A 20,550-nucleotide genomic window follows, 5' to 3' on the forward strand; every position below is an offset into this window, starting at 1 on the left:
CTGTAACAAATATTTGCGCAATGGAACAGGGTGCTCAGTAGACCCAGACTTCGACCCGTCGATTGCGAATTCGGCCTTCTTCATCCGAGTTGGTTGCTACCGGCAGGTCGTCGCCCATGCCGACCACCTCGCGCAGTGTGACGCCTTGCCTGGCGAGCTCGCGGCGCACCGCCATGGCGCGTAGGCGGGAAAGCAGGCTGGCACGCTCGGGGTCAGGCTTGGCGTCGCCAAAGCCAACCAACACCACATCGCGGTCGAGCTTATTGTTATGACGCAAAAACTCGACCAGCCGCTGCACGTCGCGTATCGCCTTGTTGTCGAGGTTGGCGTTACCTTCCTGAAAACGGAAATTCACCGACAGGCGCTGGGCATTGCGTGCCAAGGTGCGATAAGACGCTGGCATTTCATCAGTAGCCGGGACTTGCGATGCATGGATTTGCTGGCCGACAAAACCGTTGCCGGTGACGATGGCTTGCCCCTTCGGACTTTGCGCGAACTCCACCAGTGCCAGGGCCCACGGCGCAGGCTGGAGGGGAGGGAGGTAGAAATACAGGCGGCGGGACAATGGATAGTCCTCACTGGCCACCAACGTGGGGCTGGGCAACATGGGGCGCGAGGCGCCATCCGCAATAGCCAGCACCTTGGCGCCATGGACAGAGGCCAAACTGCTGAAACCAATGGCCTGGCGGTCAGCCAGCACCCCACGGGTCAACTGATCCGCCGATTCGAAGCGTTGCGCAGCCAAAGCCAGGGTCTGTGCGGCAGGATCGAGTACCAGCGCCTTGAAGGTTTCGAAGGTACCGGAGCGGTCGTCCCGGGCGTACAGATGGATTGCTCCTTTACCCAGGCCCAATTCATCCCAGGTGGTGATCTTGCCGGCAAAAATTCCTGCCAGTTGAGCGATACTCAATTGAGGCAGGGGGTTGTCGGGATGCACGATGACCGCCACGCCATCCAGGCCGATAATCTGTTCAGCGCTTGTATTGTTCAAGTCGCCCAGTGCGCGAAGTTCGCTCAGCTCGTTGGGCTTGATCGGGCGCGAAGCGGCGGCCAGATCTGCCTGGCCCGTTTTGAGCGCAGTGAAGCCGGTGCTGGAGCCGTGAGCGGCGATGTCGATACGAACTGCTTTGCCCTGGGAATCAACAGCCCGGACGCGAAGCTCATTGGCCGTCTCGGTCGAATCGACCATGATCTGACGAGCCCCCTGGGCCTCCAGCAAACCTTTGACCAGCGCCGGGGCCAGCGTAGCGCCAATGGTATTGGAACCCTGGATGCGCAGCAGCACCGACTCATCGGTGGTGGCACAAGCGAAGATCGGAAGCAAACAGGCAAGAAACAGGCTGAGATGGCGGAGCATGCCGGTGGGCACTCTTCAGGCAAAGGGGATACCGCAGATTAAGACAGTTGGATGACTGTTAGATGACGATCAGCCAACTGCCCTGCACATTTGCCCTGAAGCCCCGGCTTATGCCAGTTCCAGCCAGATCGGCGCATGGTCCGATGGTTTTTCCATGGCGCGCAGATCGTAGTCGACGCCGGCTGCCTTGATGCGTGGCAGCAAACCCTGGGAGGTCATGATCAAGTCGATGCGCAGGCCGCGCTTGGGTTCGTCTTCAAAGCCGCGACTGCGGTAGTCGAACCAACTGAATCGGTCTGCGACTTCCGGATGTAGATGACGGAAACTATCGACCAGGCCCCAGTTCTTCAGGCGGGCCATCCATTCACGCTCCTCGGGCAAGAAGCTGCATTTGCCGGTCTTGAGCCAACGCTTGGCGTTGTCGGCGCCAATGCCGATGTCACAGTCTTCGGGGGAGATGTTCACATCACCCATTACCACGACCGGCTGATCGTTTTTGAACTGACTTTCCAGCAGCGCTTGCAGGTCGCTGTAAAAACGCGCCTTGGCCGGAAACTTGGTCGGATGGTCTCGGCTTTCGCCTTGGGGGAAATAGCCGTTCATGATGGTGATAGGTGTGCCGTCAGCATCGGCGAAGGTACCCCAGATAAAACGCCGTTGAGCGTCTTCATCATCGCTGGCGAAGCCTTTATGCAGGCTCAGCGGTGCCTGGCGCGAGAGCAAGGCAACGCCGTAATGACCTTTCTGGCCATGAAAGTGCACGTGATAACCCAGCGCCTGGATATCGGCCAACGGAAACTGCTCGTCGCTGACCTTGGTTTCCTGCAGGCCGATAACATCCGGTTGATGCTTTTCGATCAGCGCCGCCAACTGATGAGGCCGTGCGCGCAGGCCGTTGATGTTGAACGAGACGATCTTCATGGCCAAAACAATCCTGATAAAAGCTGGAATCCTAGCCGACATCGACTGCTGCGACCAGCATGGCGCGCCATCCGATAGGCTGCTAACGTGGTGCTCGGGGTGAACGTCGGCGCAATGTACGCCTCGAAGGCAATGAATGCCCATTTGTGGAGGTTTGTCCGAATGACCGAATCGACTGCTGCCCCGGCTCAGATCCGCTTGCTTGATGGTGGTTACAGCCGCGAGGCACGTTCGTTGCTGTATCACGCCTATCGCCATGAACCTACGTATGCGTTCCTGTTCGAATCGCAGCGCCCCGGGTATGACCAGCGCATCCGCGCGACGGTGCGCGAACTGGTCAAGCAGCACTTCCTGCAAGACTTTCCCGCCTTGGGGTTGCTGGTCGATGATCGTCTGGTGGGTATTGCCCTGATTGCACCGCCGCAGCGCCGTCTGGGAGTGACCGAGAGTTGGGTCTGGCGCATGCGGATGGTCCTGAGTACCGGTTTTCGCTGCACTCGCCGGTTTCTGGATTATCAAGCGGCGCTGATGGCTTGTTTACCGGGCGACGCTGTACATGTACTGCCGCTGCTGGGTATTCATCCACAGTTTCAAGGCAAGCAGTACGGAGAGCAATTGTTGCAAGCGGTTCACGATTGGTGTGCTGAAGACGAAAACTCGCAAGGTGTCGTACTCGACACCGGAAATGAACACTATCTGGCGTTTTATCAGCGCCAGGGCTATCAGGAAATTGGCGAAATTGCCGTAGGACCTGTTCGGGAACACGTATTTTTTCACCCAAATCCGCAGCCATCTCAACGTGCCTCCTTCGCGTCTGCGTAATCGGTCGCAGAGCCTCGGACTCCATGCTGGCGCCAAGCTCTGGTAGCATCCGCGCCTATGACGTATTCAGGACGATTCACCTGCGGTTTGATTTTATTGTTCACCAGCGCCGCCGCCTATGCGCAGAGCGAACTGGTGGTAAAGGTCAAACCTGCCAATAACGAACTCAAGGCCAATGTCGAAGGCTACATCGGCAGCCTTGGTAAACGCGATGAAGAGGCGCTGCTGCGCTTTAGTCGCGGGGCTGTCGAGCAGGCCCGCAAGGCTGCCCAGGCGCTGGGTTTTTACCAGGCGCAAATCGACAGCGAGGTCAAACCGCCAGCAAAGGCCGACAAGGATCCGCAACTGGTCCTTACCATCGAGCCGGGAGAGCCCGTGCACCTGCGCGACGTCACCGTGCGCATAGAAGGCCCGGCAAGTGAACTCAAAGCCTTCCGCATCCCCAACAGCAAGGCCTTGCGTTCAGGCGCCGTACTCAACCATGGGCACTACGACGATGCCAAGCGGCTGATTCAAAACCAGGCTGCACGCTACGGTTTTTTCAGTGGGCATTTTGTTCGTCAACGCCTGGCGGTTGATCCTCAGGCAGGTGTCGCCGATATCGAGTTGGTCTATGACAGTGGACCGCGTTATCGACTGGGCGCAGTCAATTTCGCCGGTGACACACCTTTCGACGACTCGCTGCTTCAACGCATGGTGCCGTTCAAGGCCGACACGCCGTACGATTCCGAGCTGATCGCCGAACTCAATAATGCCCTGCAATCCAGTGGCTATTTCGAAGGGGTGCGGGTCGATGCTGCGCCCACCGCTGCAGTTCAGCAGACCATTCCCGTGGCGGTGCAACTTACCACCCGCAAGCCGAGGACCATGGGCCTGGGCCTGGGTTTTTCGACTGACGTCGGGCCTCGCGGCAAGGCCAACTGGACCCGTCACTGGGTCAATCCGCAAGGCCATAGCTATGGTTGGGAAACAGAATTGTCGGCACCGCGCCAGAACGTTGGGCTGTGGTACGACATTCCGCTGGACCCACCATTGACCGATAAATTTCGTTTTGCCGGTGGCTACCAGAACGAAGAAATTGCCGGCACTGACACCTTGAGCAAGTTGCTCACCGTCGGCCCCGAATGGCACAGCAAGTTGCCCAGTGGCTGGCAGCGCGTGCTGTCGCTCAAATACCAGCGCGAAGAATATCGTCTGGGTGACGACTCGGGCTTGAGTAACTTGCTGATGCCGGGTGTCAGCTATTCCTACTTGCGCAGCGACAACCGCATCGATCCGCACAATGGATACCGTCTGCAGTTCGATGTACAGGCCGCCAAAGAAGGCCTGGTATCGGATACCAACCTGTTGCATGCCAACGTAGTGCTCAAAGGGCTTGCCACCCTGGGCCAGAAGCACCGCTTTCTGGGCCGTATTCAGTTCGGCGGAAGCGCCACCAACGACTACCAGAGTTCGATGCCGCCATCGCTGCGCTTTTTTGCCGGTGGTGACCAGAGCGTGCGGGGTTATGACTACCAGAGCCTGTCGCCGGAGAACTCCGATGGCGATCGTATCGGTGGCCGTTACCTGGTTGCCGGCAGTGCTGAATATCAATACGAAGTCGTCGATAAGTGGCGCGTGGCAACCTTTGTCGATCAGGGTAATTCATTCAACAATTTGGAGTTGCCAAGCCTCAAGACCGGTGTCGGCATCGGTGTCAGGTGGGTATCTCCAGTCGGGCCGTTGCGTCTGGATCTGGCCCATGCGCTGGATGACGACGGCGGTATCCGTCTGCACTTCTCCATGGGGCCGGAACTGTGAGTCGCATCATTAGAAACTTCCTCCTCGGTCTGTTGGCGTTGGTGCTGGTGGTGCTGCTTGCGGTGGGCCTGATACTGGGAAGCCAAGCAGGTAGCCGCTGGGCCCTGGGAATGGTTCCAGGCCTGCAGTTGGAGACGTTCCAAGGACGCCTGGCGGGTGGTTGGCAGGCCGATCGCGTGGTGTGGGAGCAGGGCGGGAATCGGGTCGAGCTGGTGGCGCCGGTCTTTTCCTGGTCACCTTCCTGCCTTCTGCGCATGACAGTGTGCATCGAGCGTTTGCAAGCCGATCAGGTAAATCTTGCCTTCGCCCCGAGTGAATCCGAGTCTGATAGCGGGCCTGTACAACTGCCGGCCCTGAAGCTCCCCGTAGCGATCGAGTTGGGCGAGGTACGCATTGGCCATCTGCGCCTCGATGGCAATGAACAGTTGAGCCAGTTGCAACTGGCAGCGCATTGGACCGTTGGCGGTTTGCAGATCGATAGCCTGCAGTTACAGCGCGACGACTTGCATTTGAGTCTGCAAGGTCTGCTCCAGCCCGAGGGCGACTGGCCGTTGCAGCTTGAGGGGCAGTTGCAGTTACCCAAGGTTGATAACCAGCAATGGCAACTGGCTTTGCAGATCAACGGCGAACTGCAGAAAACGCTGAAGATCACCGGTAACAGCAGCGGCTATCTGAACGCGCGGCTCAAGGGCGAGCTGCAAGCGTTGACCGAGCAACTGCCAGCGAAGTTGCAGATTAGCGCGCAGGCGTTCAAGCCCGCTGCCGACCTGCCTGACACCGTGCAATTGAACAACCTTGAGCTCAGTGCCCAGGGCAACCTGCAAAGTGGCTATCAGTTGCTTGGCACTGCCAGTCTGCCGGCCGAGCAAGAGCCGGTAGCCTTGAACTTGCAGGGTAAGGTCGACGCCAAGGGCGCGCAATTGAGTGCGCTGGATCTCACCGCCAGTGCAGACAAGCGCCTCAAACTCACGGCCAACGTCGATTGGCAGCAAGGTTTGAACGCCGAGGCAACCATTGACTGGTTGGACTTCCCTTGGCTGCGCCTCTACCCACTGGAAGCGGCGCCGCAAGTGACGCTGCACCGTTTCATTGGTCAAGTGCAGTACCGTGATGGCAATTACCAAGGTGAGTTCAAGGGTGATCTGGACGGGCCTGCAGGTGCGTTCAGCGTTAACAGCCCATTCAAGGGTGATTTGAAACAGATCAGCTTTGCGCAACTGGCGCTCAATGCCGGGCAAGGCAAGCTCGAGGGCAATGTCGGTGTGCAATTTGCCGATGCTGTTGCCTGGGACGCTGCCCTCGAACTTTCCGCGCTGAACCCGGCCTACTGGCTCGCCGAACTGCCTGGCACCCTGGCTGGCCCACTGCGTAGTAAAGGGCAGATAAAGGAGGGGCAACTCAGCCTCGATGCAGAGCTTGATTTGAAAGGGCGCTTGCGCGGACAACCTGCGGTACTCAAAGCGATTGCCCAGGGGGCGGGCCAGAGCTGGACACTGGGCACGCTGGATATTCGCTTGGGCGACAACCATATCAAGGGGAGCGGCAGTGTGCAGCAACGCCTGGCCGGTCAATTGGATCTCGATCTGCCACGTCTCGGCCAACTTTGGCCGCAGCTGCAAGGTCAGGCGAAAGGTAAGCTGGAAGTCTCCGGCACCTTGAAGGCACCGCAGGGTACATTGACGTTGCAGGGGCAGAAGTTGGCCCATGCTGACAACCATTTGCAGCGCTTGGTGCTGGATGCGCGCCTGGATGCGGCTCAACGTGCACTGATCGATTTGCAAGCTGGTGGCATTCGCTTGGGCGAGACCAGCCTGGGCACGCTCATTGCCAAAGGGCGCGGTGATATCCGCCAGCAGCAATTGGACGTGGCGTTGGATGGGCCTCAGCTCAAGTTTGATCTGGCCGCCGATGGCCAACTGGACAAGAGCAACTGGCGTGGGCGGCTTGCCAGTGGCCGGATCCAGGCCGGTGGTCAGGACTGGCAGCTACAAGCGCCTGCGAAGCTGCAGCGCCTGGCCAGCGGGCAAATAGATTTTGGTGCCCATTGCTGGCGTTCCGGGCAAGCGAGTCTGTGTGGTGAAGACCAACGTCTGGCGCCGGATCCACGCCTGCGCTACCACTTGAAGCAGTTCCCGTTGCAGAGCTTGGCCCAGTGGTTGCCAAAGGATTTTGCCTGGCAGGGCCTGCTCAATGCCGACATCAACCTGGATGTTCCGGCCAGCGGCCCGAAAGGCACCATCATCGTCGACGCCAGCGGTGGCACTCTGCGCCTGCGTGAAAAGGGCCAATGGCTCGATTTTCCGTATCAAACCCTGCGCCTGCAAAGCGACCTGTCGCCTCGCCGGGTTGATACTCGCCTGAACTTCAAAGGTGAACGCTTGGGCGAGCTGTCAGTGGTCACCCGTCTCGACCCGGTAGCCCGCAACAAACCTTTGACTGGCGATTTCCGCCTGACCGGGCTGGATTTGGCCATCGCGCGTCCATTTGCCCCCATGGTCGAGCGGCTGGCCGGACAACTCAATGGCAGCGGTCAGCTCTCAGGTACTTTGCTCCAGCCCCAGGTCAATGGCAGCTTGAACCTTACTGGCGGTGAAGTGGCTGGCGCAGAATTGCCAATCAGCCTTAAAGACCTGCGACTGCAAGCATTGATCGCGGGTGAGCGGGTCCTGCTCGACGGCGCCTGGAAAAGTGGTGAAGCCGGCCAAGGCAGTTTGCGTGGCCAGATCGGCTGGGGACGAGCGTTGGCGGTCGACCTGCAATTGCAAGGTCAGCGCCTGCCAGTCACTGTCGAGCCCTATGCAAACCTTGAGGTAGAACCGGACCTGAAAATAACGCTGCTTGAGGACAAGTTGGCGGTATCTGGGAAGGTGCGGGTGCCCAAGGGCAAGATCACCGTACGTGAGCTGCCGCCATCGACGGTCAAGGTTTCCGATGACACGGTCATCGTTGGCCATCAGACCGAAGAGGGCAAGGCGCCGATGGCCGTGGCCATGGACATCGATGTTGAAGTGGGCAGCGACAAGCTATCATTCAGTGGCTTTGGACTGACCGCCAATCTTCTCGGGCATGTGCATATCGGCGACAACCTGGATACCCGTGGCGAGCTCAGCCTGGCTGATGGCCGCTACCGTGCTTATGGTCAGCGGCTGACGATTCGTCGTGCACGACTGCTGTTTGCCGGGCCTATCGATCAGCCTTACCTGGACATCGAGGCGATCCGCCAGACTGATGATGTCATTGCTGGTATCCGCTTGAGCGGCAGTGCCGAACAGCCCACCACGCAAGTGTTTTCCGAACCGGCCATGAGCCAGGAGCAAGCACTCTCGTATCTGGTCATGGGCCGGCCGCTGGGCACTAGCGGTGAGGACAACAACATGCTTGCCGAAGCGGCCCTTGGCCTCGGGCTGGCGACCAGCGCCGGGGTTACCGGGAGCCTGGCGTCGAGCCTGGGCATCGATGATTTCCAGTTGGATACTGAAGGCAGCGGTAACAGCACCAGTGTGGTCGCCAGCGGCAACCTTACCGAACGTTTGAGCCTAAGGTACGGGGTGGGTGTGTTCGAGCCTGTCAACACCGTCGCGTTGCGCTACAAGTTGAGCAAGAAGGTTTATCTGGAGGCCGCCAGTGGCCTGGCAAGCTCTCTGGACATTTTCTACAAACGCGACTTCTGACGGTCGCTATTGTGGCGCGGTGACAGCCTCGATGACCTCGTTGCTGTCACCATTGCGCCGGTGAGTGAAGCAAGTATTCACTGGCTCAAGGGGTGCGCGCAGGGCTCCTGCCGGCGGATGTTGCCGATCTGGCGCAAGCTCAAACCGTATTTGTTGGCCAGCATGCTACGTGACAAACCTTTGGCGCTTTCCTGCTGAATTTGCTGATTGCGCAACTGGCGCAGGAAATGGTCGACCTTGGGAATTTCCAGGGCCATGCCAGCATAGCGTTTGATCAAGGCATCGAGTGCATGGGCGGGGAGCACCTGGGCCAGAGCAGTCCGTTCACGATGCTTGGGAATGTATTTGGGGCGGCCACCAAAGGCATTGGTGAGGTTGTAGGCATTTTCGATGCCCAGGCATTCAATGAGCATCTGCAGTGAATGGGGAAGTTGGTGAATGTCGATACGTTCGAGGTCGCGCAGTTCCATGATGACTTCCTTGTTGGAGTTAACTTGACGCCCTCATGGTTGAACATCCGCGCCGCTCATAACAGGCTGCAAGCGCAGCAAGGGCGGTGGGCATCGGGTATGTGATTTGTAGGCAACAAGGGTGTGTTGCTTAGGAAGGTTATGCCGGACACGTCGCTAAGCCTTGATTGCTCAGTCTAATGGCATAAATGCATGGCGCATGGTTGGCCAACCCATGCTCAGCGGTCAGACGCATGAGCAACAGGCTTATCGGTCCAAGACCGGTGCCAGGTCGATTGACGGGAAAAGGAAATTGTCCGCCCGGATCATGGGCGCGTTGTATGATACGCGCAGGCCGTTCTGGGCCACATATCCCGAAGTCGCAAGGAAATACCAATGAGTCAAGGTCAACGCCTGAAATACTCCATCCTGATCTCCCTGCTGGTGCTGGGGATCATGCTCGGCCTGTCCTACCTGCAAAAGCAAGGCACGATCAGCGAGCAAGTGTTCCAGTACATCGCTATCGGTGTCGCGGTCGCGGTGGTGGTGATCAACGGCATCATGCGACGCAAGGTCAAAATCTGAATGATCTGCGCGGCCGGCTCGTTGCCGGCCTTTCGCTCAACGGGGGCCGAATTGTTCGAGAATGCTGCGCGCCTCGGGGTTGAGGGTGTAGCACTTTTCGTTGTCCATGCTGATTACGCCTTCAGTGCACAAGCGCTTGAGCACTTCACGAACGCTTAGAAATGACAGCGGAATGTCCAGCTGTTCAAGCTGACTGTGCACACCGCGTACGCCGATGCTGCGCCCATTGCGGTGGGCCGAGTGCAAGGCGTCGATCACCTTCAGGCGGATCAGGCTGGTGCGAAGCCCGAACGACCTCAGTAGTTCGCGGATATGTTCGTTGCCCGGGCGCTCGCTTTCGCCGCCGTCGATTTTTACTACCGGCAGCACTTGGCGAGCCTTGCGCACTGGTCTGGTGGCGATCCCTGCCTGTTGCTGGTTATACATGTGAACGCTCCTTTTCATGGCCAGTTCAGATACCGTTTTTGTGATGCTTACACCTATAAGACGAATGAGCGGCGCAAAACTGCAGTACCTGTCGAAAAAAAACTTGAGTCGCTTTGGTAAAGACGTTTCTCGAGCGTAATTTCCGTAATTTTTTTCGCTGTGCTTCGTTCAATCAGGATCATTCGCGTTGTGATCTGTGAAGGAGTATTCGTGATCAACCCTCGTCCATTGGCACGCGTCTGTCTGGCCGGGCTGCTCGTCGGCCTCAGTTTTACCTCCCAGGCTCGGGTCGTCGCAGGTGATGCCAGCGCCGAAATACGCCGTACCAGCTTTGGGGTGCCGCACATCCTGGCGCACGATGAACAGGGGCTGGGGTACGGAATTGGCTACGCCTATGCGCAAGACAATCTGTGCCTGCTGGCCAACGAGGTGGTTACCGTCAACGGTGAGCGCTCACGCTTCTTCGGCCCCGACCAGGTCACCTTCGAGCAGCGCAAGAACCTGGGCAGCGATCTGTTTTTCAACTGGCTCAATACCCCCTCTGCGGTATTCGGCTTCTGGCAGGCGCAATCGAGTGAGGTGCGTGCCTTGCTTGAAGGTTATGCCAAGGGATACAACCGTGCACTGGCCGAGCTGCTCGCCAAGGGACAAGGTGCGCAATGCTTGCAGGCGCAATGGTTGCGCCCGATCACCTCCCTGGATCTGGTCAAGTTGACCCGACGCCTGTTGGTTGAAGGCGGCGTCGGCCAGTTCGCCGAGGCCTTGGCTGGCGCGACACCACCCGGTGTAGTGGGGCAGTTGGGTACGAACCAGGACATGGGTGTTGCCCAGGCGCGTCAGGATAATTTTGCCCTTGAGCGAGGTAGCAATGCGGTGGCCGTGGGCAGTGAGCGCTCTGCCAATGGGCGCGGCATGTTGCTCGCCAACCCGCATTTCCCCTGGGCCGGTGGTATGCGTTTTTATCAGATGCAACTGACTGTGCCAGGCAAGCTGGACGTCATGGGCGCGGCATTACCCGGGTTACCGTTGATCAACATCGGCTTTAACCGCCACCTCGCCTGGACCCATACGGTGGACACCTCCAGCCATTTCACCCTGTATCGCCTCGAACTCGATCCCAAGGATGCCACCCGTTACATGCTTGATGGCAAGTCCTTACCCCTGAGTCGTCAGCGTCTGACGGTGATGGTCAAGGGCGAGGACGGCAAGCTCACTGCGGTCAACCGAGATGTCTACAGTTCGGTGTTTGGCCCGGTCGTGCAATGGCCTGGCCGGCTGGATTGGAGCAAGCAACATGCGTTCAGCCTGCGCGATGCGAACCTGGAAAATACCCGGGTTCTGCAGCAGTGGTACAGCATGAACCAGGCACAGAGCCTGAAGGCGCTGCAGGACTCGGTTCAGCACCTGCAGGGTATTCCATGGGTCAACACCTTGGCTGTGGATGCCAAGGGGCAGACCTTGTATCTGAATCAATCGGTGGTGCCCTATGTCGATGCTGCGTTGCTGACGCAGTGCAGTGACCCGGCTGCCGGGCAAGGCATGGTTGTGCTCGATGGCTCGCGCAGTGCCTGTAACTGGAAGATTGATGCGCGTGCAGCGCAGGCGGGTATCTTTCCTGCGCAGCTTCAGCCAAGCCTGAGCCGCAACGACTTTGTCCAGCACTCCAATGATTCGGCCTGGATGGTCAACCCGGCGCAGCCCTTGCGTGGTTACTCACCGTTGATCAGTCGCGAAGACCAGCCCCTGGGGCCGCGCACTCGCTATGCATTGCAGCGATTGAGTCGGGACGACAAGCTGACCGGCGCTGATCTGCAACAAATGGTGATGGACAACCAGGTCTACCTGGCCGAATTGGTGCTGCCGGATATGTTGCAGTGGTGTGGAGCGCAACCGCCAGCGTCGCAATTGGCGGCACTGTGCAGCAGCCTGAAAACCTGGAACCTGCGTGCTGATCTGGACAGTGGCATGGGCCTGGTGCACTTTCAGAATATCTTGCAGAGCTTGCTCGAGCATCCAGACTTCTGGCGCGTGACATTCGATCCAGCTGACCCCCAGCACACCCCACGTGGCTTGGCTGTCGAGCGTGCCGACGTGGCACGCGCGTTGAACGATGCGGCGCTCGCGTCGCTGGCGGAGGTGGAGCGTGCCGGCCTTGCTGCCGATGCGCGTTGGGGACAGATTCAGCAAGCCGCTGATGGCACGCCGATCCATGGTGGGCCGGCAAGCTTGGGGGTGTACAACGCAATCCAGAGTGTGCCGACAGCGCCGGGCAAGCGTCTGGTGGTCAGTGGCACCAGTTACTTGCAACTGGTGACCTTTGATGTGAAAGGCCCGCAGGCACTGGGTGTGCTGGCGTTTTCCGAGTCCAGCGAAGCAAGCTCGCCACACGCCAGTGACCAGACCCGTGCCTTTTCGGCCAAGCAATGGCATGTGCTGCCTTTTACCGAGGAACAGATCAAGGCTGACCCGCAGTATCGTTTGCAGGTAATCAGAGAGGCGGAGCCTGCGGTACTGGCAAAAACTGCGCCTTGATTGAGTTTCGTACCGCCGGGCGCGTCGAAACGCGCCCCGCAATGGCGGTGCGGCAGTTACTGCACCAATTCGCGCAACAGCAACCCAAACTCCAGCTCGACCTGTTCGGGAATCGGCAGGTAGACCGTGTGTCCATCACCTGGTGCCACGTCGATCGCTGCGCCCTGGCGGTCGCGCAGTTGATGGAGGTCGAAGTGATAGTTGCCCCGCGGTGTCATCAACTCCAAGTGATCACCCAGGGCAAAGCGGTTCTTGACCCGTACTTCTGCCAAACCATCGACGCGCTCACCCGTCAGTTCGCCAACAAATTGCTGGCGATCGGAAACCGAGTTGCCACGTTGGTAGTTCTGATACTCATCATGCACGTGACGGCGCAGGAAACCTTCGGTGTAACCGCGCTGTGCCAATGACTCGAGGTTGAGCATCAAGCTGCGGTCGAACTCCCGACCTTCCACGGCATCATCGATAGCCTGGCGATAGGCCTGGGTGGTGCGGGCGCAATAAAAGTGCGACTTGGTCCGGCCTTCGATTTTCAGCGAGTGCACACCCATGCGGGTCAGCCGTTCGACGTGCTGTACCGCGCGCAGGTCCTTGGCGTTCATGATGTAGGTGCCGTGCTCATCCTCGAACGCGGGCATGTCTTCGTCTGGACGATTGCTTTCCTGAAGCAGAAACACCTGCTCGGTGGGTGCGCCCACACCCAGAGTCGGTTGCACTTCGCGAACGATGTCGCCGCTGGCATCTTCAGTGGCCGGCGTGGCGCTGTATTTCCAGCGGCAGGCGTTGGTGCAACTGCCCTGGTTGGCATCGCGGCGGTTAAGGTAGCCCGATAACAAACAGCGGCCGGAGTAGGCCATGCAGAGCGCGCCGTGGACGAAAACCTCCAGCTCCATCGCCGGCACCTGCTGACGAATCTCCTCTATTTCTTCCAGCGACAGTTCACGCGAAAGAATCACCCGGGTAAGTCCCTGGCTGCGCCAGAATTCGACGCTGGCCCAGTTCACGGTGTTGGCTTGCACCGACAAATGAATCGGCATCTGCGGGAAGTGCTGGCGCACCAGCATGATCAGGCCGGGGTCGGACATGATCAAAGCATCCGGGGCCATCTCGATGACCGGTGCGAGGTCTTTGAGGAAGGTCTTGAGCTTGGCGTTATGAGGTGCAATGTTGACCACTACGTAGAAGCGCTTGCCCTGGGCTTGAGCTTCTTTGATACCCAAGGCCAGGTTAGCGTGGTCGAACTCGTTGTTGCGCACTCGCAGGCTGTAGCGCGGCTGGCCTGCGTACACCGCGTCGGCGCCATAGGCGAAGGCGTAGCGCATGTTCTTCAGGGTGCCGGCAGGGGCGAGCAATTCAGGTTTGGCGGGCAGGGTCATGGTCGGATCGCGGCGAAAGGCGGGAATGCTATCGGCAACATCGCTTCAAGACATTGATCTGTATCAAGGGCGCTTTGGGTGCTGCGCAGGGCTGGATCAGTGGTGGGGGTCGGGCCCTGTCCGACGGTGATAGAAAGCGCCGGAATCGGCTACACAGCGGTGATTGCATACCTCGGCCATATGCAACGTCTTCGCATCAATAACTCAATGAAATCAATGCTTTGACATCAAATAAAGATTCTTGATAAGGATTTGAAATCGGCCCGCGGGACAATTATCTAGCGCACAAAGTGTGCTATCTCATTGGGGGCCAATAAATGTCTGAAGCCGTTCGCTTGCATGCTCATCGCCAGGCCAGTTGCAAGACCTGCAGCCTGGCGTCGCTATGCCTGGCAGGCTCTGTGAGCCACGAAGAAGTCGACACCCTGGATGATCTGGTCAGGCACGGCCGGCCATTGAAGAAAGACGACTTTCTGTTTCGCCAAGGAGACAGCTTCAATTCGATCTACACGATTCGTTCAGGCGCAATGAAATCCATCAGCCTGAGTGAAACCGGTGAGGAGAAAATTGTCGGCGTTCATTTGCCCGGTGAGCTGATTGGTTTGTCTGGCGTGGACGCACAAGCCTATCTGGTTTCAGTCCAGGCGCTTGAGGAAACCTACGTTTGTGAACTGCCTTTCGGGCCACTCGACCAATTGTTGACGCGGCTACCGCAACTGCGCCGACATCTGATGCGGGCGATGAGCCGTGAAATCCGCGATACCCAGCAAATGACGCGCCTGCTTTCCAAAAAGGCCGCCGATGCGCGAGTGGTGACCTTGCTGGTTAATCTGGCGGCCCGTTTTCGCGCCCTTGACTATGCGGCCAACCGGTTGCATTTGAGTATTTCGCGCAACGAAATCGGCAACTACCTGGGACTGGCCGGAGAGACCGTATCTCGTGTGTTCACTCGCCTCCAGCAAAATGGCCTGATCAAGGTCGAAGGCAAGGATGTGCACATTCTCGAACCTGAACAGCTCTTTCTTCTGGCCGATGGCTCAATGTCGGCTTGCAGTCTGCGTTAAGGAATATCAATGACTTTGATTCTCTCGCATGGACCTTGGTCCATCGCAGTGGCAAAACTTGTCGATGCACATCCGGGTTTTCGCACTCAGTACACATTGAACGAAGGCCTGGACGTGGATAGCACGTACCGCTGGAACTGGAAGGCGCAAACTGGGGCAGACGCCAGCGATTGCACTTTTACATTCGCCAACCTGGCGCTATCGAGCCCCATCACCTGGAGCACCTCGGCTGACCAGCGAGCCTGGCAACTCCCTGCCAGCGGCAACCCTGCTGCGTCAGCCGACAGGATAAAAGAGGATTACGTGCACATCGAGCTAAAGGCCAACTTTATCTGGGACAGCGATGTGAAAATGGGCCGAACCATGGACAACTGGCACGCGGGGCACGCGCAGGTCCTGGCAGGCACACCGGCCTCTGAAGAGGTTAATTGTTCTGGGTGAACGGCACTTTTGCCGCCGCGCCATGCACTAACGTTGTGAACGGCAACGGAGCGCATATGAACGAAACCAACCTGCAGCACAGGGCCCTGCACATGCTATTGGCCCTGGTCACGATTGCCTTCATCTGGATCCTGCTACCTTACTACGGTGCGGTTTTCTGGGCAGTGATCCTCGGCATCGTCTTTGCGCCGCTACAGCGGCGCTTGTTGGCACGCCTGGACTGGCGACGCAACTTGGCCGCCGGCTTGACGTTGTTGATCTGCCTGGTGATCGCCATTCTCCCGGTGATCATCATCAGTATGTTGCTGGTCCAGGAAGGGGCTGCGCTGTACAAGAATATCGAAACGGGCCAGTTGGACCTGGCCGGCTACATTGAGCGCTTCAAGGACATCCTTCCGGCATTCGCGCAAAACGGTCTGGAGCGCATGGGCATGGGGGACCTGGACGGTTTGCGGGACAAGATTGCCAATAGTGCTTTACAGGGCAGTCAGTTCTTTGCTTCTCAGGCGTTCAGCTTTGGCCAGGGTACATTCGAGTTTCTGGTCAGCTTTGGCGTGATGCTCTATTTGCTGTTCTTCTTCTTGCGTGACGGTGCTGAGTTGGTACGCAAAATACGCACCGCGTTACCTTTGGCCGAGCAGCAAAAGCGCCGTCTGCAACTCAAGTTCAACCGGGTGGTACGGGCCACGGTCAAAGGCAACCTGCTGGTGGCGGTGACCCAGGGCGCCCTTGGCGGAATCATTTTCTGGATCCTGGACATCCCCAGCGCGTTGGTCTGGGGAGTGCTGATGGCATTCCTGTCGCTACTTCCGGCCGTCGGCGCAGGGATCGTCTGGGCGCCCGTGGCGATCTACTTCGTGGCCACCGGCGCGATATGGCAGGGGGCGGTGCTGGCGGCGTTTGGCATATTTGTGATCGGTCTGGTCGACAACCTGCTGCGGCCCATGCTGGTGGGCAAGGACACCAAAATGCCCGATTACCTGATCCTCGTTTCCACTCTCGGAGGGCTGGCGGTATTCGGGCTCAACGGCTTTGTCATCGGCCCGTTGATCGCCGCGCTGTTCATGTCCAGTTGGGGGATCTTTGTCTCGACCAAGCCCCAGGTGCAACTGCCCAGTTAACGGAAGCTGTAAGACACTCCAGCGTAGACGCCAAAGCCTTCGCCAGGCGTCGAATGGGGAGTGTCCTTGCCGTTGTCGTTATAGCCGGGAGTCACCGTGGCGGCATAACGCTTGTTGGTCAGGTTGCGCAGGTCGAGCCACGTCTGCCAGTCCTGCTTGGGGGAGTTGTAACCCAGGGTTGCGCCGAGCAGGGCGTAGGCATCAGTTGGGTAGCTGTTGGCGTAATCGACCTGCACCTTGGAAGCCATCTGAGTATTGATCCCGGCGTACAACCCGCTCGGCAAATCGAAACGTAATTCGGCTTGGTAATAGTGCATCGGGATGCCGGGCAGGCGGTTATCGCCGAAAACGTCGTCGTCGCGGTAGTGGAAATCGCTGAAGGTATAGGCCTGGCGCAGGGAAAGCTTGCCAACCCCGCCGCGCTCCCAGAGCAGGCTGTCGAGGCCGGCTTCAACACCTTGGTGCACGGTCGGGCTGGCGTTGAACTCGGCTGCGGGCAGGCCGGGTACGATCTCGACCGCCAGCAGTTCGTGACGTACGTGCGAGTAGTACCAAGCCAGGTCCCATCGACCGAAACTCGAGTCTCCTCGGGCACCAAGCTCCAGCGTTGTCGCTGTCTGGTTTTGCATTTCGATGGGCTGGGTTTGCAGACCATTGACCCGCGGCGAACTCCAGATCAATGCCCATGGATGAGGTGGCTCAACCGAGCGACTAAGGTTGCCGAATAGCTGCAAACCTGGGTTCAGGTCATAGCGCAGGCCCAGGCGCGGCGCGTAATCCCAGTCATGCTGGCTTACCTTTCCACCATTTTCCGGGTAAGTCACCGCACTTTCACGTCGGGTATAAATCATCGCCAGCCCGCTGGTTAGCCATAAGTCGGGGGCCAACTCCAGCTCGTTGCCGACATGCACGACGCTGTCAGAGCCTTGGTAGCTGAAATCGCGTGTGCGGGTGCCGACGGCTAGGGTAGCTGGTACACGAACGAACTCGGAGGCACCGCTGTTAGGTAGGTGTTTGGTGGTGCGCCAACCAAGGGTGGTTTTGCTTTCGTGGTTGAACAGGGTGTCGCGACGGAAGTAGTTCAAGGTCCCACTGACGTCGGAGTAGGCCACTTTCAGCCGATTGGGCCCCTCACGCAGGTCCATAGGATAATCGTGGTAGACCAGTCCGGTTTCCAGACGAGAATCTCCGTCGAGAAAAAACGTTGTCTTGTTCCCCAGCCAGGTACTGCCTGGCTGCGGACGGCTGGCATCACGGCTCAGGTAGAGTGGGTTGGCGGCTCGCGGATCGTGCTTGATCTGCGCTTTGGTGAGGCGCCCAGCCAGGTCATTCTCGGTTTCCCGGTAACGCAGGTAGAAGCGGGTCTCCAGGTTCGGATTGAAGCGATAACCGACATTGGCGGCGATGCCCTTGCTGCTGCCGCTGCTGTGTTGCTGATAACCATCGTACTCGGAGTCGGTCAGGGCTACGTAATAGTCCAGATCCCCCAGCACCTGTCCCGAACTTATCTGGCGCTTGGCATAGCCACGGCTGCCGATTTCGTAACGCACCTGCAACGGCGCCGCGTCATGGCCAGTGTGGGTGACGTAGTCGATGGCGCCGCCCAGTGCCAGGGCACCGCGGTCGAAGCCGTTGGCGCCACGCAGCACTTCGGCACGGCTCAGCCAGAGCGGCTCGAACAATTCATAAGGAGTACCACCGGGGCCGGTCAACGGCAAACCGTCGAACATCACGTAGACGCCCGAGCCATGGCTTCCCGGCGCGCGGTTGATGCCCGATCCGCGAATCGACAGTTTGACGCCATCGTTGCCAGCCGACTGGGCAAACACGCCCGGTTGATAGGCAAGGACATCCTCGTTACTTGCGACCCGACCTTGCTCTACTTGTTGCATGTCCACAAGGTTCGTCGAGCCTGGTACTTGGCGCAAGCGCTCTTGGGCTGCTTCCAATTCGTTCTGCTGTCGGTCTTCGATCAGCACCTGTCCCAGTTCCAGTGGGGCAGCCTCCAGTGCCGGATTTATTGCAACGAACAACCCGAGCACACCAAGGGAGGAGGGGGAGAGTAAAGCGGGGCGCATCGTACGACTCCAACAGCAGAGGGCAGTGATCATCGAAGCTCAGACGACCGAAAATCACTTCAGATCACGACAGACAGTGCTGAAGTTAGCGTAAATATGTTTTGTAAGGTCGGTCCCTACAGGTTGGCTTTCTGGAAGTGACGCAAGTGCTGTTTGTATGGTGACGGCACACCCTGATCCGGAATGACTCCGGAGAAAATGCGGAGAATAGCCATGACAACCCATACCTCAAAAAAACCTGTGCACGACCTAACTAGTGATAACCCAGGCGCTCAATTCAAACTGACCGCTCGGGAGCAGGAGGTGCTTCTCTGGTGTGCCCACGCGAAGAGCTCTTGGGAGATCGGACAGATTCTCCAGTGCAAGGAGTCGACTGTGAACTTCCACGTCAGCAACATCCTGCGCAAGTTCGACGTCACCAACCGAGTTGCTGCGGTGCTCAAGGGATTGCGCCACGGAATGTTGCAGCAACTGTGATGCGTGAAGGTAACGATGAACTCAAGGGAGCTCTATATGCAGAGCGACAACTACGCAGTAAACCATGCTGATCGATGCTACATGCTGACCAGCGACGATCCGTTCTGGCCAAGTATCGACCTGCGGGAGCTGCGCCAACATTTGGCACTTACCTGTGCGATCAGCGATACACGATTGGAAGTGGCAGCTCGAGCTGCGACACATAAGGCGGGAGGAGAGTTTGCGCAATGGCGCAGGGTACTTCGAGACCGAGGCTATAAGCGCCTGGAAGACATGGCGGCGCACCAACTCTTGTCGGGTTGCTATCGGCGTGCGGTTGAGGCGAACACCCATTTGGCACTGGAGAGCGATGTACTGCTGGTCACGCGCCGGCCCGGTCCGAATGGAGCGCCAGTACATGAGTGAGCCAACCAGCGCGAGTCTTTCCAGCGTATTTATTGGCTTGGGCCTGGCTTCGTCAATGCCGACGATTGACGGCGATACAATATTCGGTGCGGTGTTGGGGGCATGGCTGGTCGCTAGTACCCGGCGGGCTCTCAAGGCTTGGCAGCGCCTGGGATCACTCTTCCTTTCAGCGGGTGTTGGCTATCTGTTTACGCCTTTCGTGCTGTTGTTGGCACCCTTTCTGTCGAGTGGTGTGGCGGCATTCGTTGCGGCTGTGGTGGTTATTCCGATCAGCATCAAGGTAATGATCTGGCTCGACTCTGCGGACCTTCGTGAGATTTTGCAGCGTTTGCGCAATGGCTCCTGAGAACTTTTCGATTCAGCCATCGGCTTGCAGCAGTCTGTGCATGTCCTCTACCTGGCGCTCTAACTGACGAAAGCGGTGCTTCTCTTCTACTGCCTGTGCAATCGCCCGCTGGTCTTGTGGAGCTAGCGCACGCAGTTGAGTGAGTAACTGAGTTTCCCAGTCGTGAGCGCTTTCATCCGTAGCGGTAGGCGTTGCGCCAAGCGCGCGTTGTTGCGGGCCTTCTCCGAGTAACAACCAGTCCAGCGAAATTCCATGGCATGTGGCGAGCCCTATGCATAATGAGTATGGGATGCTGTTGCGGCCTTTCCAACTGCTCAAGGTCTGTGGGCTTACGTTCAGTGCGACTGAAAGCTCGGCGTCTGTCGTGGATGCAGTGATCAGTTTCATTCGGCGTAGTACAGCAGTAAATCCATTTGTACTCATTCTGAGTATTCCTGTGGGATACTTCTATGAATATTTGCAAGGCAATATTCGATCTGAGTAATCACGATTCGGTACATCAAACGCAACTCATAAGGACATTATCGATCTATGACGAATTCCGGGAGAAAAAGGAAAAAGTACGCTTTCCATCTACGCATGAGACTACATCAGATTCTGAAATGTATGAATTATTACCCTGTTAGCAGAACATTTCGCGTTGTAGCTGTCGGGCATGTTCAGTGGTTCGCAGACTTTG

Annotated in this window: 18 protein-coding genes; 11 read left to right on the top strand and 7 right to left on the bottom strand. The window is 58.2% G+C overall.

Features of this window, described 5'->3' with window-relative positions; all coding sequences use genetic code 11:
• Positions 1 to 34: 34 nt before the first annotated feature.
• Positions 35 to 1,357, bottom strand: a complete 1,323-nt coding sequence (locus V0R60_RS17240; RefSeq protein ID WP_330080301.1) for a phosphate ABC transporter substrate-binding/OmpA family protein — start codon at positions 1,355 to 1,357, stop codon at positions 35 to 37.
• 108 nt (positions 1,358 to 1,465) lie between these two features.
• Positions 1,466 to 2,278, bottom strand: coding sequence for an exodeoxyribonuclease III (xthA, locus tag V0R60_RS17245; RefSeq protein ID WP_136477198.1), 813 nt, complete (start codon positions 2,276 to 2,278; stop codon positions 1,466 to 1,468).
• Positions 2,279 to 2,440: 162 nt separating this feature from the next.
• Here xthA and V0R60_RS17250 point away from each other — a divergent pair, with 162 nt between their 5' ends.
• The 3 genes from V0R60_RS17250 to V0R60_RS17260 are packed head-to-tail and all read left to right on the top strand — an operon-like array spanning position 2,441 to position 8,571.
• A complete protein-coding gene (locus V0R60_RS17250) occupies positions 2,441 to 3,100 on the top strand; it encodes a GNAT family N-acetyltransferase (RefSeq protein WP_136477197.1) in 660 nt (219 codons plus the stop codon).
• A gap of 57 nt (positions 3,101 to 3,157) precedes the next feature.
• On the top strand, positions 3,158 to 4,900 hold the full coding sequence (locus tag V0R60_RS17255) for an autotransporter assembly complex protein TamA (protein WP_330080302.1): 1,743 nt from the start codon (positions 3,158 to 3,160) through the stop codon (positions 4,898 to 4,900).
• Positions 4,897 to 8,571: a translocation/assembly module TamB domain-containing protein gene (locus tag V0R60_RS17260; protein WP_330080303.1), complete on the top strand. Its 3,675-nt coding sequence runs from the start codon at positions 4,897 to 4,899 to the stop codon at positions 8,569 to 8,571. Before V0R60_RS17255 ends, V0R60_RS17260 begins: the two co-directional genes overlap by 4 nt.
• 77 nt (positions 8,572 to 8,648) lie before the next feature.
• Here the strand turns inward: V0R60_RS17260 and V0R60_RS17265 are convergent, their stop codons facing one another.
• Complete coding sequence (locus V0R60_RS17265) at positions 8,649 to 9,041, bottom strand: Mor transcription activator family protein (protein ID WP_136477194.1); 393 nt, start codon at positions 9,039 to 9,041, stop codon at positions 8,649 to 8,651.
• Positions 9,042 to 9,416: 375 nt separating this feature from the next.
• On the opposite strand from V0R60_RS17265, the gene V0R60_RS17270 reads away from it, so the two are divergent.
• Entirely contained in the window at positions 9,417 to 9,605 is a 189-nt protein-coding gene (locus V0R60_RS17270) for a hypothetical protein (protein ID WP_330080304.1), read from the top strand.
• 36 nt (positions 9,606 to 9,641) lie between these two features.
• Here V0R60_RS17270 and V0R60_RS17275 read toward each other — a convergent pair whose 3' ends face one another.
• Positions 9,642 to 10,031 (bottom strand): fe2+ zn2+ uptake regulation protein, encoded by a 390-nt coding sequence (locus tag V0R60_RS17275; RefSeq protein WP_136477192.1) that lies wholly within the window; start codon positions 10,029 to 10,031, stop codon positions 9,642 to 9,644.
• 210 nt (positions 10,032 to 10,241) lie between these two features.
• Between V0R60_RS17275 and pvdQ the strand changes: the two genes are divergently transcribed.
• Positions 10,242 to 12,563, top strand: a complete 2,322-nt coding sequence (gene pvdQ / locus V0R60_RS17280) for a bifunctional acylase PvdQ (RefSeq protein ID WP_375547287.1) — start codon at positions 10,242 to 10,244, stop codon at positions 12,561 to 12,563.
• Between the two features lie 56 nt (positions 12,564 to 12,619).
• Here pvdQ and trhP read toward each other — a convergent pair whose 3' ends face one another.
• A complete protein-coding gene (trhP, locus tag V0R60_RS17285) occupies positions 12,620 to 13,939 on the bottom strand; it encodes a prephenate-dependent tRNA uridine(34) hydroxylase TrhP (protein ID WP_136477190.1) in 1,320 nt (439 codons plus the stop codon).
• Between the two features lie 317 nt (positions 13,940 to 14,256).
• Here trhP and fnr point away from each other — a divergent pair, with 317 nt between their 5' ends.
• The 3 genes from fnr to V0R60_RS17300 are packed head-to-tail and all read left to right on the top strand — an operon-like array spanning position 14,257 to position 16,565.
• Complete coding sequence (gene fnr / locus V0R60_RS17290; RefSeq protein ID WP_136477189.1) at positions 14,257 to 15,003, top strand: fumarate/nitrate reduction transcriptional regulator Fnr; 747 nt, start codon at positions 14,257 to 14,259, stop codon at positions 15,001 to 15,003.
• A gap of 9 nt (positions 15,004 to 15,012) precedes the next feature.
• Positions 15,013 to 15,444, top strand: coding sequence for a hypothetical protein (locus tag V0R60_RS17295; RefSeq protein WP_330080305.1), 432 nt, complete (start codon positions 15,013 to 15,015; stop codon positions 15,442 to 15,444).
• A gap of 56 nt (positions 15,445 to 15,500) precedes the next feature.
• Entirely contained in the window at positions 15,501 to 16,565 is a 1,065-nt protein-coding gene (locus V0R60_RS17300; protein ID WP_330080306.1) for an AI-2E family transporter, read from the top strand.
• Here V0R60_RS17300 and V0R60_RS17305 read toward each other — a convergent pair.
• Positions 16,562 to 18,643 carry a TonB-dependent receptor family protein gene (locus V0R60_RS17305; RefSeq protein ID WP_330080307.1) on the bottom strand — a complete coding sequence of 694 codons (2,082 nt, stop codon included), beginning with the start codon at positions 18,641 to 18,643 and terminating at the stop codon, positions 16,562 to 16,564. The genes V0R60_RS17300 and V0R60_RS17305 overlap by 4 nt on opposite strands.
• Before the next feature lie 213 nt (positions 18,644 to 18,856).
• Between V0R60_RS17305 and V0R60_RS17310 the strand changes: the two genes are divergently transcribed.
• The 3 genes from V0R60_RS17310 to V0R60_RS17320 are packed head-to-tail and all read left to right on the top strand — an operon-like array spanning position 18,857 to position 19,871.
• Positions 18,857 to 19,120 carry a response regulator transcription factor gene (locus tag V0R60_RS17310; protein ID WP_330080308.1) on the top strand — a complete coding sequence of 88 codons (264 nt, stop codon included), beginning with the start codon at positions 18,857 to 18,859 and terminating at the stop codon, positions 19,118 to 19,120.
• 36 nt (positions 19,121 to 19,156) lie between these two features.
• On the top strand, positions 19,157 to 19,525 hold the full coding sequence (locus tag V0R60_RS17315; RefSeq protein ID WP_330080309.1) for a head completion/stabilization protein: 369 nt from the start codon (positions 19,157 to 19,159) through the stop codon (positions 19,523 to 19,525).
• The gene (locus V0R60_RS17320) at positions 19,518 to 19,871 is read left to right on the top strand and encodes a putative holin (RefSeq protein WP_136477184.1); all 354 of its coding nucleotides are present in this window, start codon (positions 19,518 to 19,520) and stop codon (positions 19,869 to 19,871) included. Before V0R60_RS17315 ends, V0R60_RS17320 begins: the two co-directional genes overlap by 8 nt.
• A 12-nt stretch (positions 19,872 to 19,883) precedes the next feature.
• Here the strand turns inward: V0R60_RS17320 and V0R60_RS17325 are convergent, their stop codons facing one another.
• Complete coding sequence (locus V0R60_RS17325) at positions 19,884 to 20,294, bottom strand: helix-turn-helix domain-containing protein (protein ID WP_136477183.1); 411 nt, start codon at positions 20,292 to 20,294, stop codon at positions 19,884 to 19,886.
• Positions 20,295 to 20,550: the final 256 nt, after the last annotated feature.

It is taken from the genome of Pseudomonas auratipiscis (assembly GCF_036324085.1).
Lineage (GTDB): Bacteria > Pseudomonadota > Gammaproteobacteria > Pseudomonadales > Pseudomonadaceae > Aquipseudomonas > Aquipseudomonas auratipiscis.

Bases quoted from the DNA above. Each gene is read 5' to 3' on its own strand.
- V0R60_RS17270 (WP_330080304.1), top strand. From the start codon at position 9,417: ATGAGTCAAGGTCAACGCCTGAAATACTCCATCCTGATCTCCCTGCTG.
- xthA (WP_136477198.1), bottom strand. From the start codon at position 2,278: ATGAAGATCGTCTCGTTCAACATCAACGGCCTGCGCGCACGGCCTCAT.
- V0R60_RS17250 (WP_136477197.1), top strand. From the start codon at position 2,441: ATGACCGAATCGACTGCTGCCCCGGCTCAGATCCGCTTGCTTGATGGT.
- V0R60_RS17325 (WP_136477183.1), bottom strand. From the start codon at position 20,294: ATGAGTACAAATGGATTTACTGCTGTACTACGCCGAATGAAACTGATC.
- trhP (WP_136477190.1), bottom strand. From the start codon at position 13,939: ATGACCCTGCCCGCCAAACCTGAATTGCTCGCCCCTGCCGGCACCCTG.
- V0R60_RS17240 (WP_330080301.1), bottom strand. From the start codon at position 1,357: ATGCTCCGCCATCTCAGCCTGTTTCTTGCCTGTTTGCTTCCGATCTTC.
- fnr (WP_136477189.1), top strand. From the start codon at position 14,257: ATGTCTGAAGCCGTTCGCTTGCATGCTCATCGCCAGGCCAGTTGCAAG.
- V0R60_RS17315 (WP_330080309.1), top strand. From the start codon at position 19,157: ATGCAGAGCGACAACTACGCAGTAAACCATGCTGATCGATGCTACATG.
- V0R60_RS17295 (WP_330080305.1), top strand. From the start codon at position 15,013: ATGACTTTGATTCTCTCGCATGGACCTTGGTCCATCGCAGTGGCAAAA.
- V0R60_RS17310 (WP_330080308.1), top strand. From the start codon at position 18,857: ATGACAACCCATACCTCAAAAAAACCTGTGCACGACCTAACTAGTGAT.
- V0R60_RS17300 (WP_330080306.1), top strand. From the start codon at position 15,501: ATGAACGAAACCAACCTGCAGCACAGGGCCCTGCACATGCTATTGGCC.
- V0R60_RS17275 (WP_136477192.1), bottom strand. From the start codon at position 10,031: ATGTATAACCAGCAACAGGCAGGGATCGCCACCAGACCAGTGCGCAAG.
- V0R60_RS17265 (WP_136477194.1), bottom strand. From the start codon at position 9,041: ATGGAACTGCGCGACCTCGAACGTATCGACATTCACCAACTTCCCCAT.
- V0R60_RS17255 (WP_330080302.1), top strand. From the start codon at position 3,158: ATGACGTATTCAGGACGATTCACCTGCGGTTTGATTTTATTGTTCACC.
- V0R60_RS17320 (WP_136477184.1), top strand. From the start codon at position 19,518: ATGAGTGAGCCAACCAGCGCGAGTCTTTCCAGCGTATTTATTGGCTTG.
- V0R60_RS17305 (WP_330080307.1), bottom strand. From the start codon at position 18,643: ATGCGCCCCGCTTTACTCTCCCCCTCCTCCCTTGGTGTGCTCGGGTTG.